Below are 16,938 nucleotides of genomic sequence, written 5' to 3'. Positions count from 1 at the left end.
GAGCGCGGAGAGCCCAGCACGACGCCGCGCGGTGGGCTTGCCAGTGAACGGCCCAGCACGCCAGCCTGCGAGCCCACGACGCCGCGCGGTGGGCTTGCCAGTGAACGGCCCAGCACGCCAGCCTGCGAGCCCACGACGCCGTCGCGCCATGCACTACGTGACTGGCCGGTCCACTACTGGACCACTGCGGCCAGACCAGAACGCTTGTACCTCCACTGGGTGACACACCCCGACCCCGACTACTTAGCCTGGCGCAGCCTTGCTCACCACGAGGTCTCGGACCACGAATGCGCGTGTGACTGCTGCCAATGAGCGCGTGCAGCGATCTTGTGGCGCGCTGTCACGCAATGCTAATATTCATAAGCATTGTTTAGGAGGATGCCGTGGCTACCTGCACTGTCCCCACCGACCTCGACGTACTCGTCGTCGGCGCTGGGTTCTCGGGGCTCTACAGCCTCCATCGCCTGCGTCAGATGGGGAGGTCTGTCCACGTCGTCGAGGCCGACGACGACCTCGGGGGCGTCTGGTACCGCAACCGCTACCCCGGCGCCCGGTGCGACATCGAGAGCGTCGACTACTGCTACTCCTTCGACGACAGCATCGTCCAGGAGTGGACGTGGACCGAGCGCTACCCGGCGCAGCCGGAGATCCTGCGCTACATCCGCTTCGTGGCCAACCGGCTCGCCCTCCGCCCTGACATCTCCTTCTCGACGCGAGTCGTCAGCATGCACTGGGACGTCGACGCTGCCCTCTGGCGGGTGAACACCGACCGTGGTGACCGCATCAACACCCGACACGTCATCATGGCGAGCGGCCAGCTGTCCAAGCCGCAGCTGCCCGCCATCGAGGGCATCGCCGACTTCGCCGGGCAGCTCGTGCACACCGGTGACTGGCCGCGCGACGGTGTCGAGCTGAGCGGGCGCCGGGTCGGTGTCATCGGAACCGGCTCTTCGGGCGTCCAGACGATCCCGCAGGTCGCCAAGCAGGCAGCCCTCACCACAGTCTTCCAACGCACGGCGCACTACGCGATCCCCGCTCGCAACCAGCTCCTTGATCCGGACTACGTGGCCGACCTGAAGAGCCGCTTCCAGGAGTACCGGGAGGCTGCGCGCCACCACCCCGGCGGCACGCACCGCAAGATCGGCACCGAGTCGGCGCTCGACGTAGACCCACAGGCTTTGCACGAGACCTTCCAGCGCCATTGGGAGAACGGCGGCCCGGACATCCTCGCGGCCTACCGGGACTTCCGCTTCGACGAGCAGGCCGCCGAGAAGGCCGGCGCGTTCGTGCGCGATCGTATCCGCGACATCGTCGAGGACCCCGAGACCGCCGAGAAGCTGTGCCCGAAGGGCTACCCGTTCGGCTCCAAGCGTCTCGTGCTCGAGATCGACTACTACACGACCTTCAACCGTCCCGACGTCGACCTCGTCGACGTCGCGGCGGACCCCATCGCGCGCGTCGAGGGCCGTGACATCGTCCTCGAGAGCGGTCGCCGCCACGAGCTCGACGTGCTAGTGCTGGCCACCGGCTTCGACGCGCTGACCGGGCCGCTGTTCGCCATCGACCTGCGCGGCAAGGACGGCCGCACCCTGGAGGAGGCTTGGGCCGACGGCCCCGCCACCTACCTGGGCATCAGCACCCACGGCTTCCCGAACCTCTACGTCGTCGCCGGCGCGGGCAGCCCTTCGGTCATCTCCAACGTGCTGGTGTCCATCGAACAGCACGTCGAGTGGATCACCGACCTGGTGCAGTACCTGTACAAGAACGGCCTCGACGTCGCCGAGGCCGAGCTCGAGGCCCAGGAGCGCTGGACGCAGGAGGTCTACGACGTCGCGGCTCCCACCCTGTTCATGCAGGGCAACTCCTGGTACCTCGGCGCCAACGTGCCTGGCAAGCCACGTGTCTTCGCCCTCTACCTCGGCGGCGTGGGTCACTACCGCGACATCTGCGACCGTGTCGCTGCCCAGGACTACGAGGGCTTCACACTCAGCACCGCACCGTCCTGATCGGAGAGACCAGTGAGCGACACCAGCACCGCCCCCCTCGCCGGCGTCAAGGTCGTCGAGCTCGGCTCGATGTACGCCGCCCCGACCGCAGGTCGGATGCTCCGCGACTTCGGCGCCGAGGTGATCAAGGTCGAAGACCCGCGCCAGGGTGACTTCGCGCGCCAGTGGCAGCCCGCGCACGAGGGACTGTCCATCGGTTTCGCAAGGCTCAACTCCGGCAAGCGCTCGGTGGGCATCGACATGCGGTCCGAGCGCGGGCGCGACCTGGTCCGAGGATTGGTAAGCGGCGCCGACGTGCTCATCGAGAACTTCCGTCCCGGCCGCATGGAGGCCTGGCAGATGTCGTACAAGGAGCTGGCGGAAGAGAATCCCGGCCTGGTCATGACCAGGGTCAGCGGTTTCGGCCAGACAGGCCCCTACCGAGAGCGTCCCGGCTTCGGCACGGTCGCCGAGACCGCGAGTGGCTACGCCTACCTCAACGGATGGCCGCACACCCCGCCGACCTCGCCACCCTTCGGCTTCGCTGACTCCATCGCCGGCATCTCCGCGGCGTTCGGCACCGCGATGGCCCTCTACCGTCGCGAGATCTCCGGACACGGCACCGAGGTCGACGTCGCTCTCTACGAGCCGCTGATGTTCATCTTGGGCGACGCGGTGCTCAACTACACGGCGACCGGCACCGTGATGAAGCGGCACGGCAACGCCTCTGGCGCAGCATCGCCCAGAGGCATCTACGAGAGCGCCGACGGGAGTTGGCTCTCGATCGCGGCCAGCAACCAGGCGATCGCGATGCGACTCTTCGACGCGATGGGGCGTGCCGACCTCAAGACCGACGAGCGGTACGCGACCAACACGGCACGAATGGCCAACAACGACTCGCTGCAGGAGATCGTGGTGGCCTGGGTCCGCGCCCGTCCCCGCGACGAGACCCTACGCATCCTCGACGAGCACGAGGTCGTCGCGGCTGCGGTCAACGATTCGAGCGACATCGTGAAGGACCAGCACTTCCTCGAACGCACCCTGGTCGACCTGGCCGGAACCGTGCTGGGGCCGGCGCTGACGCCGGGACCGGTCCTCCACGTTCGCGACTACGACGGCCCCACCTACGACGGTGTCCCGACCGTCGGCGAGCACACCCGCAGCGTCCTCTCGGGGCTTCTGGGCACCAGCGATCAGGAGCTCGCGGAGCTGAGCGCGGCCGGGGTCGTGAGCGCCGGGGCATGACCGCCCCCAAGCAGCCGGCTGCCGCTCCACTCGACCCGGAGCTCGAGACCCTGAGGCTGGGGGCCGCGGCTGCCGGGGGTCCGCCGCTCGTGCGGCTCTCACCGCAGGAGGCGCGGGCTCGGGTGACGGCAGGCGATCGCCTGTGCAGCGACGGCCCGCAGGTGCCCACACTCGACCTGGACCCTCAGGACGACGGACCGCCGGTGCGCGTGAGGGTCTACGAGCCGGAGGCCTGCCGCGGGACCCTGGTCTACGCGCACGGCGGCGGCTGGGTGACCGGCGACCTGGAGTACTCCGACGAGCTGTGCCGGCACCTGGCCGTCGGGGTGGGGCTGCGCGTCGTCAGCGTCGACTACCGGCTGGCGCCCGAACATCCCTTCCCGGTAGGCCTCGACGACCTGGACGGAGCCTGGCGGTGGGCCGAGGGCTGCTTCGGCGACGGCCCGCTTGCCCTGGGCGGCGACAGCGCTGGCGGTCACCTCGCCGCCGCCCTGACTCATCGTCTTGTCGCGCGCGGCGCGCCCCCGGCCCTGCTGCTGCTCGTCTACCCCGTGCTGGGTCGGGTGGGCGCGACTGCCTCCTACGACCGGTGCGCCGACGCCTTCCCGGTCGGACGTGACGACATGCAGTGGTTCTGGGACCACTACACCTCGGGCGGCGGGTCCCGGCGCGCTGGCGTCGAGGTCTCCGCACCGGACCTCCTGCCAGGCTCCGTTCCGGTCCAGCCCGGACACCCGCCCACACACCTCGTGCTTGCCGGCCACGACCCACTGCACGACGAGGGGCTGGCTCACGCGCAACGACTGGCCGACGCTGGAGTGCGAGTGAGCGTGCAACAGCACGCGACCCTGTGTCACGGTTTTCTGCGGGTGACTGGTGCGTGCGCGGCCGCTCGTCAGGCGCTGGCAGGGCTGGTGCGGGCCGCCAACGCGGCGTGGCCGCAGGCGGAGACCACCGCCGCGCCGAAACTCTGCCTATGATGCACCGTGAAGGGGCCACTCAGGTCTCGCCGCCGACATCCAGGGAGTCCCGATGACGACCGTGCCGACGCGACCCCAGAAGACCGCGATGCTGCTCGCCCAGCGGATCGTGGGCGACATCAACCGGCGCGGCAACACCGTCGGCGACCGGCTGCCGCCCGAGCGGATCATGCTCGAGGAGTACGAGGTCGGCCGCGGGACCCTCCGCGAGTCGTTGCGCTTCCTGGAGCTCCAAGGCGTCATCGCCCTCAAGCCCGGCCCGGGCGGGGGGCCCGTCGTGCAGCAGCCGGACGCCACCAGCCTGGCGACTTCGCTGACCCTGCTGCTGCAATTCTCGAACGCGCCCTTCCGCACGATCGCCGAGGCGCGCGGCGGACTCGAGCCGATGATGGCCCAGCTGGCGGCCGAGCGCATGTCCGACGAGCAGCTACTCGACCTGCGCGCCAGCGTGGACACGATGGCGGAACACATCGACGACCAGGTCGTGTTCCTGGAGGAGAACAAGCGCTTCCACGACGTCATCGCCCGCGGCTCGGGCAATGCCATGTTCGGCTTCCTCGTCGACGCCCTTCTGGGGATCCTGGACGGCTCGGCGATCGGCATCGACTACCCCGAGGTGCGCCGGTTGGCGGTGGTCAAGGCCCACACGAGCATCTACGACGCGATCGCCACCCGCGACCCCGAGGCGTCGGCCGAGGCCATGCGCGACCACATCTCGCAATACCTCACCTACGCGGAGAAGAAGTTCCCAGACGTGCTCGCCGCCCCCATCGTCTGGCAGGCCTGAGCTCGGACGCCCGTGCGTCGTCGACGCACCGAGGGGTCAGACCCAGGGCGAGTCGATGCCGAGCACGCGTGCCAGCGTGCCACCCAGCACCCGCTTGGTCTCGTCGTCGGTGAGTCCGAGTGCGGAGATCGCCTCGATCTCCTCGGCCGGGCTGGTCATGGGCCAGTCCGAGCCGAAGACGATGCGCTCGGCTCCGTGGTTGCGGATGAGGCGACGAACCCGGTCGGGCTGCAGTGTCTTGAGCGAGGGCGGCCACGAGGTCTCCAGCACGACGTCGGCGCCGGCCAGCATCTCCTCGGCGTCGTCGAGGATCTTGTAGCCGCCGAAGTGGCAGGCCATCAGACGCAGGGCCGGGAACTGCCGGGCGATGTCGGCGATCATCCGCGGGCTGGAGAGCCGGTTCGCCTCGGCGGACCCGCCCTCCCCCACGTGGGTGATGACCGCGATCTCGTCGCCGAAGGCCTCCAGGATGGCCCACAGCCGCGGGTCGTCGAGGGCGAAGCCCTGGAAGAGCGGATGGATCTTCACCGCCGTCACGCCATGGCGGCGCAGGCTCGCCAGGTTCTCCTCGACCGGGAGGTCGACGTGCACGGTGCCGAAGCCGAAGCGGCCGGGCCCGGTGAGATCGGCGACGAAGCGGTTGACCGAGTCGACGTGGCGCGCCTCGTTGGCGATCCCCAAGCAGCAGCTCAGGTCGACGCCGCTGGCCGCCATGTCGGCCGTCAGTCCTCCTACGGTGCCGTCACCGCGGGCCCGCAGGTCGGGGAGTCGGTTGGCCGAGAGCGCCAGCCCGGCGATCTTGTCGGGCCAGACGTGGGCGTGGGCGTCGATGATCACGCGTTCTCCTCGAGGTGGGTCACAGCTTGCCGGACTCGCCGCCGTCGACGACGAAGACGGCGCCCGTGGTGAACGGAGAGCGCGGGGAGACCAGCAGGCAGGTGAGCGGGACGATCTCAGAGGGATCGGCCATCCGGCCGGCGGGAATCTTGGCCACCCGCTTGGCGAGCAGGTCCGGCGACTGGGTGACGGCCTTCTGGGCCTCGGTGACGAAGGCACCGGGTGCGATGCAGTTGACCTGCACGTTCTTCGCAGCCCACTCCGCGGCCAGGGCCTCGGTGAAGCGGACGACCGCCCCCTTCGAGGTGGAGTAGGGCACCAGGAACGGCTTGCCGCGCAGGCCGGTCGTAGAGGCGACGTTGACGATGCGGCCGCCTCCCTGCTCGATCATCCGGACACCCGCTGCCTGGGCGAGCATCATCGGCGCGAGGACATTGACGCTCATCGCGTCCTTCCACACGGCGGGGTCCTGGTCGGCGAACTTGCCGGCCGGCGCGATGCCGGCGTTGTTGACCAGGGCGTCGACGCGCCCATGGCGGGCCAGTACCTCCGGCACCAGGGCGCGGACGGAGTCCTCGTCGCGCATGTCGACGGTCGCGGTGGAGATCCGGCCCTCGCCGTGCGCAGCGACCTCGGCCAGGCTGTCCTTCGACCGAGCGGCGGCGACGACGGTCGCCCCCTCCCGAGCCAGCTCCAGCGCCATCGCCGCGCCGAGTCCGCGGCTGGCGCCGGTGACGAGGACGACGGTGTCGCGCAGGCCGAGGTCCATCAGCGCAGGCCCTTCTTGCTCATCCGGCGGGCCAGGGAGTCCAGCAGCACCTCGGTGGCGCCCTCGTAGACACGCAGGGGTCGCGCGTTGCGGTAGAGCCGCTCGATCTTGGAGCCACGGACCAGCCCGAAGCGGCCCATCGTCTGCATCGACCGGTCGACGACGGCGGCGGCCGCCTCGGTCGCGTGGACCTTGGCCATCGAGGAGTAGTCGAGGTGGCCGAGCGGGTCGGCCTGAGCGAGCGCGGCCGCGCGGTAGACGAAGGCACGGGCGGCCTCGACGTCGGTCCAGGACTGCGCGAGCTTCTGCGACACCGCGCCGAGCTCGATGAGCGGCTTGCCGAACTGCTGGCGGGACTGTGCGTGGGCCAGCGACTCCTCGAGTGCGGCCTGCGCCAGGCCCACGGCGGATGCCGCGACGGTGACTCGGAAGACCGCCAGGGTCTGCAGCATCAGCGAGAACGCCTTGCCCGGTTCGCCGAGCCGGTTGCCCACGGGCACCCGCACACCGTCGAAGGTGAGCTCGCCCAGGATGTGCGGCGCGATGAGGTCCGAGCCCTGCTCGGCCCTCACCCCGGGGGTGTCCGCGGGGACCAGGACCATCGACCAACCGTCGTCCTCACGGACGAGCGTGCAGTAGAAGTCCGCTGCACCACCGTTGGTGATGAAGGACTTGCGCCCGTCGACGACCAGCTCGTCGCCGTCGAGCACGGCGCGCGTGCTGACGGCGCGCAGGTCCGAGCCGACGTCGGGCTCGGTGAGGGCGAGGCCGGCGATGGCGTCGAGCGAGGCAACCAGCGGCAGCCACTGCTGCTTGAGCTCCTCGCTGCCGCCGACCGAGAGGGAGTAGCTGCCCACCCCCTGCATCCCGAACATCGAGTCGGCGTGCGCCGAGCTGCCCATCAGCGCCTCGCGCACGACGGCGATCGTCAGCGGGTCCAGGACCTCCGAGGCGCCGCCGAAGGCCGCCGGCACGACGTGACGCACCAAGCCGCTCTCGCGCAGGAGGTCGCGCACCTTCGGGTGCACCTCGGTGTACTCGTCGGCCTCGTCGGCGAACGGCTCCACGGCCGCGGCCACCCCACGGGCGACCGCCTGCACGCGGCGGTGCTCCTCGTTCAGGTCGAACATCTGCTCATCCTCCCTCAGGGGACCGGCGCCTCAGCGGCGCTGGTCGAACCGACGTCCGAGGACCTCGGAGACGATCCGGATCCGCTGCATCGTGGGCGTGCCGCCGGCGATGGCCCAGCCGTGGGCGTCACGGTGCATCCGCTCGATGCCGTACTCCTCGGTGTAGCCGTTCCCACCGTGGATCTGCATGGCCAGGTCGGTGACGCGCTTGGCCATCTCGTTGGCGGTGCACTTGGCAAGCGAGACCTTGAGCGGGTCGGGGATGCCGGTGGCCACCGCGCTGGCGGCGGCCTGGTCGCGCAGGAGACGCGCGGCCTGTACCTGCAGCACCATGTCGGCAAGCATCACCTGGATGCTCTGGAACTCCACGAGGTCCTTGCCGAACTGCTGGCGCTCCTCGACGTAGCGCAGCGTGGCGTCCAGCGCCGCCTGGCCGATGGCCAGGCTCATCGTGGTGTTGCCCATCCGCTCGATCGAGAAGATGCCGAACAGCTTGCCGAAGTCGCCGGCCGGCACCACGAGGTTCTCGGCAGGCACCTCGACGGCGTCGAAGTAGAGGTCCGCACTCGGGATGCCGCGGAAACCCATGAGCCGCTCGGAGGCGCCTGCTGAGAAGCCGGTCATCTCCTTCTCGACGACGATCGCACCGATGGCCTTGGAGCCCGGAGCCTCGGTCAGCCGGCAGTACACCAGGTACTGGTCGGCCTCCCCGCCGTTGGAGATCCAACGCTTGCTGCCGTTGATGACGTAGCCGCCGTTGTCGCGCTTGGCGCTGGTGCGCAGGTCGGTCGCGGCCGAGCCGGCGTCGGGTTCGGAGATGGCGACCGCCATCGTCTTGCGACCGCTGATGATGTCGGGCAGCCAGTCGCGCTTCTGCTGCTCGGTGCCCAGGTGCGTGACCACCTGAGCCGGGCCGGTGTTGGCCTCGAAGACCTGGAAGGCCGCCGGCCGGCAGACCTTGCCGAGCTCCTCCACCACGGCGAGCGCGTGCGAGAGCGGCGCTCCCGAGCCGCCGTACTCCTCGGGGTGGGCGATCCCCAGGAAGCCCAGCTCGCCTAGACGAAGGCGCTCCTCCAGCGGGATGGGGGTCCGGTTGACGTCCAGCTCCTCGGCCATCGGCGCGTACACCTCCCGCGCCACCTGCGCGGCCAGGCTGCGGATCTCTGCGACCTCGGGGTCCTCGTCGACCATGAGCACGGCACTCACCTCCTCGTTAGTAATCATTATCCTAGATTTGTCGCCGGGCAGCGTCAAGGGCTCTGGCCCAACTCGTGCGAATCATGATAAGCATTACCTGGACGAGGAGGTGGAGATGGACGACGTGGTGCTGGTCGACGCGATCCGGACCCCGAGCGGCAAAGGCAAGGCCGGTGGCGGCCTCGCACAGGTGCATCCGGTGGACCTGCTCTCGCAGACGCTGCAGAGCCTGATGGAGCGCTCCCCCGCACTCGACCCCGCGGAGGTCGACGACGTCATTGTCGGGTGCGTGTCACAGGTCGGTGAGCAGTCGGCGACGCCGGGACGCATGGCCTGGCTCGGTGCCGGCCTGCCGGCGCACGTGCCCGCGACGACCATCGACCGCAAGTGCGGTTCGAGCCAGCAGGCGGTGCACTTCGCCGTCCAGGCCATCCGCTCCGGGGAGCAGGACGTCGTCGTCGCCGGCGGGGTCGAGTCGATGAGCCGGGTGGTGATGGGCTCGGCGCGGATGGGCGCCGACCCCTACGGCGAGCGCGTGCAGGCGCGCTACTCCCCCGGCCTGGTCTCCCAGGGCGTGGCCGCGGAGCTCGTGGCCGCCCGCTGGAAGCTCTCGCGCGCCGAGCTCGACGAGTACTCCGTTCGGTCCCACGAGCTGGCCGCCGCGACGCAGGCGTCCGGCGGCTTCGACCGCGAGGTCATCGGCATCGACACCCCGGAGGGCCGCTTCGAGCGTGACGAGACCATCCGCCCGGGCAGCAGCGTGGACAAGCTCAGCGGCCTGCGTGCCGTGTTCGAGACCGAGGAGCTGTCCGAGCGATTCCCGAAGATCGCGTGGTCGGTGACGGCCGGCAACTCCTCCCAGATCACCGACGGCGCCAGCGCGGTGCTCCTGATGTCGGCCGAGCGCGCCCGGGCCCTCGGGCTGAGGCCACGGGCGCGCGTGCACGCGACGAGCGTGGTCGGCGACGACCCGCTGCTGATGCTGACCGGCCCCATCCCCGCAACCCACAAGGTGCTCGCCCGCTCGGGCCTCTCCATCGACGACATCGCCCACGTCGAGCTCAACGAGGCGTTCGCGCCGGTGCCGCTGGCCTGGCTCGCGGAGTTCGACATCGATCCCGCGCGACTCAACCCTCGCGGCGGAGCGATCGCTCTGGGCCACCCGCTGGGGGCCTCCGGCACCCGGCTGATGACCACGATGCTGCACGCCCTCGAGGACGACGACCAACGCTTCGGCCTGCAGCTCATGTGCGAGGCGGGCGGGATGGCCAACGCGACCATCCTCGAGCGCCTCTGACCCACGCCCGCCTGGCGACGCCCCAGTGGGGCGCGCCGGCCCGACCCCACGAGGAGAGACCACAGTGAACGTCCACGGAGCCTCCGCGCTCGTCACCGGCGGCGCGTCCGGCCTTGGCGCGTCGACCGCCCGCCGGCTGGCGAAGGCCGGTGCTCACGTCGTCGTGCTCGACCTCAACACCGACCTCGGCACCGCGTTCGCCGACGAGATCGGCGGCAGCTTCGCCCACGGCGACGTGACCGATCCCGCCGCCGTCGACGCGGCACTCGACCTGGCCGTCGAGCACGGGCCGCTGCGTGCGCTCGTGCACTGCGCCGGCAAGGGCGGCACCGTCCGCCTGGTCAACCGGGACGGCACGCCGGGCGACCTCGACCTCTACCGGCAGCTGATCGACATCAACCTCGTCGGCACGTTCAACTGCCTGCGCCTCGCCGCTGCGCGGATGGCGACCAACGATCCGGTTGACGGCGAGCGCGGCGTCTGCGTGCTGACCGCCTCCGTCGCCGCGTGGGAGGGCCAGGTCGGCCAGATCCCCTACGCCTCGGCCAAGGCCGGCGTCGTCGGCATGACCCTGGTGGCGGCGCGCGATCTCGCCACCAAGGGCATCCGGGTCAACTCGATCGCCCCCGGCGTCTTCGACACCCCGATCCTCGCCCGCTTCTCCCAGGAGATCCGCGACGGCCTCGGCGCCCAAGTGCCGAACCCCGCGCGGCTGGGGCAGCCCGACGAGTTCGCCATGATGGCCCAGCAGGTCGTCGAGAACCCCTATCTCAACGGCGAGACGATACGCCTCGACGGCGCGATCCGGATGAGCCCGCGGTGAGCGAGGAGCAGCGGCCCGAGCTGCGGGTCGAGACGCGCGGGCGGGTCCTCGTCCTGACCATGGACCGCCCGGCGGCGCGCAACGCGATGTCCCTGGCGATGGCGCAGCAGATCGCCGAGGCCCTGGCCGAACTCGACGCGCGCTCCGACCTCTCGGTCGGCGTCATCACCGGCGCCGGAGGCACGTTCTGCGCCGGGATGGACCTCAAGGGGTTCGCCCGCGGCGAACGACCGGTCGTCGAGGGGCGTGGTTTCGCCGGCCTCGTCGCCGCTCCCCCGCGCAAGCCGCTGATCGCGGCGGTGGAGGGGTATGCCCTGGCCGGAGGCTTCGAGATCGTGCTGGCCTGCGACCTCGTGGTCGCCTCGCGCGAGGCCAGGTTCGGCCTGCCGGAGGTCAAGCGCGGTCTCACCGCGGCCGCCGGTGGCCTGCTGCGCCTGCAGCACCGGATCCCCTACCACCTGGCCATGGAGCTGGTGCTGACCGGCCGCATGTGGCCGGCCACCGACGCCGCCGAGGTGCACCTGGTCAACCGTCTCGCCGACGCGGGTGCCGCGCTCGATGTCGCACTGGAGCTCGCCGCTGAGGTCGCGGCAGGAGCACCGCTCGCGCTGACGGCCTCGAAGGAAGTGCTGGTGAGATCTGTCGACTGGCCGCTCGAGGAGAAGTTCGCGCGCCAGGAGGCCGTCGTCGACCCGGTCCGACGCTCCGCGGACGCCCAAGAAGGTGCTCGCGCGTTCGTCGAGAAGCGTCCGCCCTCCTGGACCGGGGAGTGACCGGTGGCCTCAGACGAGCAACGAACGGAGGACGAGATGACCGCACCCATCGTCGTGGGGGTGGACGGCAACAAGCGAGCACTTGCCGCTGCTGAGACCGCCGCACGTCTCGCGCAGGCCACGGGGGCACCCCTGCACGTGGTCTGTGCCTTCCAGCGCGAGCAGGTGGCCGAGATCGAGGACGACGAGGGCCAGCGGGTGGCCGTCGCCGTCTCGGAGGAGAGCGCCGAGATCGCCGCCAGTGCTGCCGAGCACCTTATTGCGTCGGCACCGCGCCTCACCGCGATCACCTCGGCCGCGGTGCAGGCCCGTCCCGCCGACGCGCTGATCTCCGAGGCCGAGCGACTGGGCGCCTCCATGATCGTCGTCGGCAACAAGCGCATGCAGGGCATCGCCCGGGTGCTCGGGAGCGTCCCAGCCGCCGTTGCCCACCACGCGCCGTGCGACGTGCACATCGTCAACACCGAGTCCTGAGCCGACGTCCGAGCCGGTTCCGCGACCTGCAAGCACGAGAGCCCGCCACGGCCCCGAAGGGCGGTGACGGGCTCTCGCACGTCCTGGTGCTGCGCGGCGTCGTCAGGAGTCCTGAGGCGGTCCGTCCGGCGGCAGGACCATCATCAGTCCGGCACGCTTGCACGTCATCACCAGCACGTCGTCCTGGTTGTAGCCCCGGTGCTCGAACCACACGATCCCCGAGTCGTCACGACTCTTGGACACACGCTTCTCGAGGATCGTCGTCTCGCCGCGCAGGGTGTCGCCGTGGAACACGGGCGCGGGGAACTTGACCTCCTCGTACCCGAGGTTGCCCAGCGTGGTGCCCATGGTCAGCTCGGGCACGTGGAAGGCACCGATCAGGGCCACGGTGAAGAGGCTGTTGACCAGCGGGCGGCCGTGGATCGTCGTCTTGGCGTGCTCGGCGTCGAGGTGGATGGGCGCCACGTTCATCGTCAGGGACGTAAACATGACGTTGTCCATCTCGGTGACGGTCCGGCGGAAGGCGTGCCGGTAGACCTTGCCGACCTCGAACTCCTCGAAGTACAGACCGCGCATCTCAGTAGCTCCTCGGCAGGCCGAGCACGTGCTCGGCGACGTAGTTCAGCACCATCTCCTGGCTGATCGGTGCGATCCGCATCAACCGCGCCTCGCGGAAGTAGCGCTCCACGTGGAACTCCTTGCTGTAGCCCATGCCGCCGTGCACCTGCAGGGCGACGTCGGCCGCCTGGTAGCCCGCCTCGGCGCACAGCCACTTGGCGTAGTTGGCCTCGGCCCCGCACGGAAGACCCTTGTCGACCATCCACGTGGCCTTCTGCAGCACTGCATCGGCAGCCTCGAGCCGGATCTTGGCCTCGGCCAGCTGGAAGGCCAGGCCCTGGTTCTGGCCGATCGGCCGGCCGAAGACCACGCGCTCGCGGGCGTACTCGGTGCCGCGGCGCAGGGCGGCCTCGCCGATGCCCAGCATGGCGTTGGCCGCCACGACGCGCTCGGCGTTCAGTCCCGTGAGGATGACCTTGAATCCCTGCCCCACCTCACCCACGACGTCCTCGTCGGGGACGAAGAGATCGTCGATGAACAGCTCGTTGCTGTCGACCGAGTTGCGGCCCATCTTGGGGATCGACCGGATCGTGATGCGGTCGCGGTCGACCGGGGCGAAGAAGACCGTGAGCCCGTCGGTGCGACGCCCGCACTCGTTCTTGGGGGTGGTGCGGGCTAGCAGGATCATCCGCTCGGCCTGCTTGGCGTTCGAGATCCAGACCTTCTTGCCGGAGATCGACCACCCGCCCTCGACCTTCGTGGCGAAGGTCGAGATGTTCGTGGTGTCGGTACCGGCGTCCGGCTCGGTCACGGCGAAGCAGATCTGCAGGTCGCCCGCGGGCACACGCGGCAGGAACCGCTGCTTCAGCTCCTCGCTCGCGTGCTCGATGATCGACTCGAATCCGAAGATGCCGATATGCACCGCCGAGCACCCGCCCATGCCGGCGCCGGACGCGGCGATCTCGCGCTCGACGATGGCGGCCTCGGTGACGCCGAGACCGCCCCCGCCGTACTCCTCCGGGATCGTCAGGCCCAGCCATCCACCGTCGGCCACCGAGCGGTAGAAGTCCCAGGGGAACTCGTGCGCGTCGTCGCGCTCGGCCCAGTACTCGTCGGGGTACGCCTTGCACAGCGTGCGCACGGCGTGCCGGATGTCGTCATGGGTCTGGTCGGGGGTGAAGTCCATCGGTCCTCGTCTCTCGATGTGTCGGGCGCCTGCGGTCCGCGGAGTGCTCAGCGGAAGGCCGGCAGCACCTCGTTCTTGAAGAGCTCCAACGTGGCGAGCACCTGCTCCTGGGGCAGGCCGTACCACTGGGCGCGCAGGATCACGTGGGTGAGGCCCTGGGCCTCGAGGTCCTTGAGCGCCGCGACCGCCGTCGGCGGATCCGTGAACAGGTAGGACGCGTCGGCGACCTCCGCGGCCTTCTCCGCCGTCTGGAGGTGCTGGTAGGCCTCCCCCTGCTGGGGCGCGTTGTACTGCGCGTACTGGCTGGTGAGCTCTCCACGGGCCTGCAGCCCTACCGCGCGGGCGCGCTCGGGATCGTGGTCGAGCACCAGCTCTCGCCGCACCACCAGGTCACTGCTGGCCCTGCCCAACCGCTCGCGCTCGGCGCGGTAGTGCCCCAGGACGACGGCCAGTCGCTCGGGGGTGACGTGGGGCGGGACGATCCAGGCGTCCCCCAGACGAGCCGCCCGTTGGGCACCGGTCTTGTGGGGTCCCGCGCCGATCCAGATGGGAGGGCCGCCGGGCTGCACCGGGCGCAGGCTGATGTGCTGGTCCTTGACGCGGAAGTGCTCACCGTCGTGGGTGACCGACTCCCCGGACCAGAGGCCGCGGATCACCGCGATGCTCTCCTCGAACCGACCCACGCGGTCGCCCATCGCCACACCGAAGGACTCGAACTCGTTCTCGCGGTAGCCCATTCCGAACCCGGCGACCGCCCGGCCGCCGGTGATGTGGTCGAGCGTGGCGAACTCCTCGGCGACCTCGACGGGGTGACGCAGCGGGAGGATGAACATGTTGGTGCCCAGCGTCATCTCACTCGCATCGGCTGCGAGCGCCGCCAGCGTGGGAAGGGGCTGCAGGGTGGGCATGCCTCCCAGGTAGTGCTGCAGCACCCAGACCGAGGAGATCCCGGCGTCGGAGGCCGCTCGCACCTGCTCGCGCATGGGGGCGATCCGCTCGGCCGGCACGACCTCGGCCGGGAAGTCGTTCATGATCGCCAGACCGAACTGCAGCACGTCACTTCTCCCAGTTGCTAGTATTGATAATCATAGATTAGCGGCACGGGGTCGCGAGGGCAAGAGCAATCAGGCCAGCAGGCCGCCGTCCACGCGGTAGCAGGAGCCGGTGACGAATTCGCTGGCAGCGGAGCACAAGAACTCCACCACGGCCGCCACCTCGTCCACCCCACCCAGCCGGTCCTGCGCCGCACGGTGCGCCAGCCGCTCGCGCTCCTCGGGCGTGCGGCGCTCGCGCAGCAGCGCAGTGTCGATGAAGCCGGGCGCGACCGAGTTGACCCGCACCCCCTGGGCGGCATGCCCGAGGGCGGCGCTGCGCACCAAGCCCTCGAGCCCATGCTTGGCCGCCGCGTAGGCCGGCGCCAGTGCCTCGCCCCGGTGAGCCAGCACCGAGGAGATCGCCACGATGCTGCCCCCGCCTCCCGCCTCGATCATCGCCCGCGCCTGCTCGCGCAGGCACAGGAAGACCCCGGTGAGGTCGACGTCGAGCACGCGGCGCCAGGCGTCGAGCGAGTACTCCACCACGGGAACCGCGGGGCCACCGACACCGGCACTGTTCACGGCACTGACCAGGCGGCCGCGGGAGGCGGCCACGGCGTGCACGCCCTGCACCTGCTCCTCGTCACAGACGTCGAGCGGGGCCTCCACCGCCTCGGCGCCGGCCGCTCGCACCGCCTCGGCTACCTGGGGCAGACGGGCAGCGTCGAGGTCCGCCAGCACGACCACCTCGTGGGAGGCCGCCAGCCGCGCGGCGCAGGCAGCCCCGATGCCGCTGGCAGCTCCGGTCACCAGCGCCACGCGCGCCGTCACCGGCGCTCCGCCGTCCCGGCTCGCGGCACAGCGGCCACGCGGCCGAGCACCTGCCCTGCAGCCAACCGTGCGTAGGCCGCCTCGACGTCCTCGAGGCCCACGGACTCGACCTCCAGGGTGAGCCGGCCGGACCTGCACAGGTCGAGCACCTCGACGAGCTCCTCCCGCGTGCCCCAGAACGGCGTGTCCACGCGGGTGCCCAGCGCCACGGCGTGCATGCCCACCGGCAGCCGGCCCGCGCCGACGCCCACGATGGACAACACGCCGTCACGGCCGAGCACGCCGGCGGCCAAGCCGAGCGTCGCGTCGCTCGCGACGAAGTCGAGGACCGCGTCGACCCCCTCACCGTGGGTGAGGTCGGCGATGTCGGCCTCGACCCCCCGCACGGAAGTCAGCGCCGCCTCGGCCCCCAGCCACAGGGCGAGGTCGAGCTTCGCCTGCTCGACGTCGAGTGCCACGATCCGGCAGCCGCGCTCGCGCAGCAGCTGCACGGCGGCGTGCCCCAGACCGCCGACGCCGATGACCACGACGACCGCGCCCTCGCCGACGCCGGTGCGCGCGATCGCGTGGTGGGCGGTCAGGCCGGCATCGGTGAGGGCCGCGGCCTGCAGGGCGGGAACGCCGTCGGCAGCGACCAGGGAGCCCGCCTCGACGACCACGTACTGCGCCAGGGCACCGTCGGCGCCGAGTCCCGGCGGCCTCCGGTCGGAGCCGACGCGGCAGTAGTTGACCCGGCCACCCACGCAGCCGGTGCACGTGCCGCAGCCGCGCGGGCCGTACCCGGCGACGGCGTTGCCCGCCTGCCAGCCGTCGACTCCCGCACCGACCTGGGCGACCGTGCCGGCCAGCTCGTGGCCCAGCACGACGGGCAGGGCGAACCCGAGCTCGTCGGGCCGGCGCGCAGCGACCGTGAGGTCGGAGTGGCACAGGCCGGCGGCCGTCACCTCGACCAGCACCTCCCCTGGTCCCGGCTCGGGCTCGGGGACCTCCGCCAGGCGCATGCCGTCCGACGTCAGCTGCAGCGCCAGCACG

General features: G+C 70.7%; 17 protein-coding genes. 8 read left to right on the top strand and 9 right to left on the bottom strand.

Translation table 11 applies throughout. The features are described from left to right. Positions 1-383 precede the first annotated feature (383 nt). The 4 genes from ABD948_RS02680 to ABD948_RS02665 are packed head-to-tail and all read left to right on the top strand — an operon-like array spanning position 384 to position 4,997. Positions 384-2,006, top strand: a complete 1,623-nt coding sequence (locus ABD948_RS02680) for a flavin-containing monooxygenase (RefSeq protein WP_345262505.1) — start codon at positions 384-386, stop codon at positions 2,004-2,006. Between the two features lie 12 nt (positions 2,007-2,018). Beyond that, the gene (locus tag ABD948_RS02675; protein ID WP_345262504.1) at positions 2,019-3,230 is read left to right on the top strand and encodes a CaiB/BaiF CoA transferase family protein; all 1,212 of its coding nucleotides are present in this window, start codon (positions 2,019-2,021) and stop codon (positions 3,228-3,230) included. Then, complete coding sequence (locus ABD948_RS02670; RefSeq protein ID WP_345262503.1) at positions 3,227-4,210, top strand: alpha/beta hydrolase; 984 nt, start codon at positions 3,227-3,229, stop codon at positions 4,208-4,210. The genes ABD948_RS02675 and ABD948_RS02670 overlap by 4 nt, the downstream gene beginning before the upstream one ends. A gap of 52 nt (positions 4,211-4,262) precedes the next feature. Further along, positions 4,263-4,997 (top strand): FadR/GntR family transcriptional regulator, encoded by a 735-nt coding sequence (locus ABD948_RS02665; RefSeq protein ID WP_345262502.1) that lies wholly within the window; start codon positions 4,263-4,265, stop codon positions 4,995-4,997. A gap of 36 nt (positions 4,998-5,033) precedes the next feature. Here ABD948_RS02665 and ABD948_RS02660 read toward each other — a convergent pair whose 3' ends face one another. Genes ABD948_RS02660 through ABD948_RS02645 form a run of 4 tightly spaced genes read right to left on the bottom strand, consistent with a single transcriptional unit; the run spans position 5,034 to position 8,939 of the window. Continuing rightward, the gene (locus tag ABD948_RS02660; RefSeq protein ID WP_345262501.1) at positions 5,034-5,834 is read right to left on the bottom strand and encodes an amidohydrolase family protein; all 801 of its coding nucleotides are present in this window, start codon (positions 5,832-5,834) and stop codon (positions 5,034-5,036) included. Positions 5,835-5,853: 19 nt separating this feature from the next. Continuing rightward, positions 5,854-6,603: an SDR family NAD(P)-dependent oxidoreductase gene (locus ABD948_RS02655; RefSeq protein ID WP_345262500.1), complete on the bottom strand. Its 750-nt coding sequence runs from the start codon at positions 6,601-6,603 to the stop codon at positions 5,854-5,856. Next, positions 6,603-7,733, bottom strand: a complete 1,131-nt coding sequence (locus ABD948_RS02650; RefSeq protein ID WP_345262499.1) for an acyl-CoA dehydrogenase family protein — start codon at positions 7,731-7,733, stop codon at positions 6,603-6,605. The genes ABD948_RS02655 and ABD948_RS02650 overlap by 1 nt, the downstream gene beginning before the upstream one ends. A gap of 30 nt (positions 7,734-7,763) precedes the next feature. After that, positions 7,764-8,939, bottom strand: coding sequence for an acyl-CoA dehydrogenase family protein (locus ABD948_RS02645; RefSeq protein ID WP_345262498.1), 1,176 nt, complete (start codon positions 8,937-8,939; stop codon positions 7,764-7,766). A 106-nt stretch (positions 8,940-9,045) separates the two neighbouring features. On the opposite strand from ABD948_RS02645, the gene ABD948_RS02640 reads away from it, so the two are divergent. The 4 genes from ABD948_RS02640 to ABD948_RS02625 all read left to right on the top strand — a co-directional run bounded on the left by ABD948_RS02640 (position 9,046) and on the right by ABD948_RS02625 (position 12,297). Next, on the top strand, positions 9,046-10,227 hold the full coding sequence (locus ABD948_RS02640; RefSeq protein WP_345262497.1) for a thiolase family protein: 1,182 nt from the start codon (positions 9,046-9,048) through the stop codon (positions 10,225-10,227). Positions 10,228-10,291: 64 nt separating this feature from the next. Then, on the top strand, positions 10,292-11,050 hold the full coding sequence (locus tag ABD948_RS02635; RefSeq protein ID WP_345262496.1) for an SDR family NAD(P)-dependent oxidoreductase: 759 nt from the start codon (positions 10,292-10,294) through the stop codon (positions 11,048-11,050). Continuing rightward, entirely contained in the window at positions 11,047-11,823 is a 777-nt protein-coding gene (locus ABD948_RS02630) for a crotonase/enoyl-CoA hydratase family protein (RefSeq protein ID WP_345262495.1), read from the top strand. Before ABD948_RS02635 ends, ABD948_RS02630 begins: the two co-directional genes overlap by 4 nt. 36 nt (positions 11,824-11,859) lie before the next feature. Beyond that, positions 11,860-12,297 (top strand): universal stress protein, encoded by a 438-nt coding sequence (locus ABD948_RS02625; RefSeq protein ID WP_345262494.1) that lies wholly within the window; start codon positions 11,860-11,862, stop codon positions 12,295-12,297. A gap of 102 nt (positions 12,298-12,399) precedes the next feature. Here the strand turns inward: ABD948_RS02625 and ABD948_RS02620 are convergent, their stop codons facing one another. From ABD948_RS02620 to ABD948_RS02600, 5 genes are all read right to left on the bottom strand, one after another. Continuing rightward, entirely contained in the window at positions 12,400-12,873 is a 474-nt protein-coding gene (locus tag ABD948_RS02620) for a MaoC family dehydratase (RefSeq protein ID WP_345262493.1), read from the bottom strand. Position 12,874: 1 nt separating this feature from the next. Beyond that, a complete protein-coding gene (locus ABD948_RS02615) occupies positions 12,875-14,041 on the bottom strand; it encodes an acyl-CoA dehydrogenase family protein (RefSeq protein ID WP_345262492.1) in 1,167 nt (388 codons plus the stop codon). A 47-nt stretch (positions 14,042-14,088) separates the two neighbouring features. After that, positions 14,089-15,096, bottom strand: a complete 1,008-nt coding sequence (locus ABD948_RS02610) for an LLM class flavin-dependent oxidoreductase (RefSeq protein ID WP_345262491.1) — start codon at positions 15,094-15,096, stop codon at positions 14,089-14,091. 69 nt (positions 15,097-15,165) lie between these two features. Beyond that, positions 15,166-15,906, bottom strand: coding sequence for an SDR family NAD(P)-dependent oxidoreductase (locus ABD948_RS02605; protein WP_345262490.1), 741 nt, complete (start codon positions 15,904-15,906; stop codon positions 15,166-15,168). Beyond that, the gene (locus ABD948_RS02600) at positions 15,903-16,937 is read right to left on the bottom strand and encodes an alcohol dehydrogenase catalytic domain-containing protein (protein ID WP_345262489.1); all 1,035 of its coding nucleotides are present in this window, start codon (positions 16,935-16,937) and stop codon (positions 15,903-15,905) included. Before ABD948_RS02600 ends, ABD948_RS02605 begins: the two co-directional genes overlap by 4 nt. Between the last annotated feature and the right edge of the window lies 1 nt (position 16,938).

Origin of the sequence: Nocardioides nanhaiensis (genome assembly GCF_039542785.1) — a bacterium.
GTDB classification, from domain to species: Bacteria; Actinomycetota; Actinomycetes; order Propionibacteriales; family Nocardioidaceae; genus Nocardioides; species Nocardioides nanhaiensis.
The sequence above is the reverse complement of the archived record's forward strand: the minus strand, read 5'-3'. Positions and strand labels throughout refer to the sequence as shown.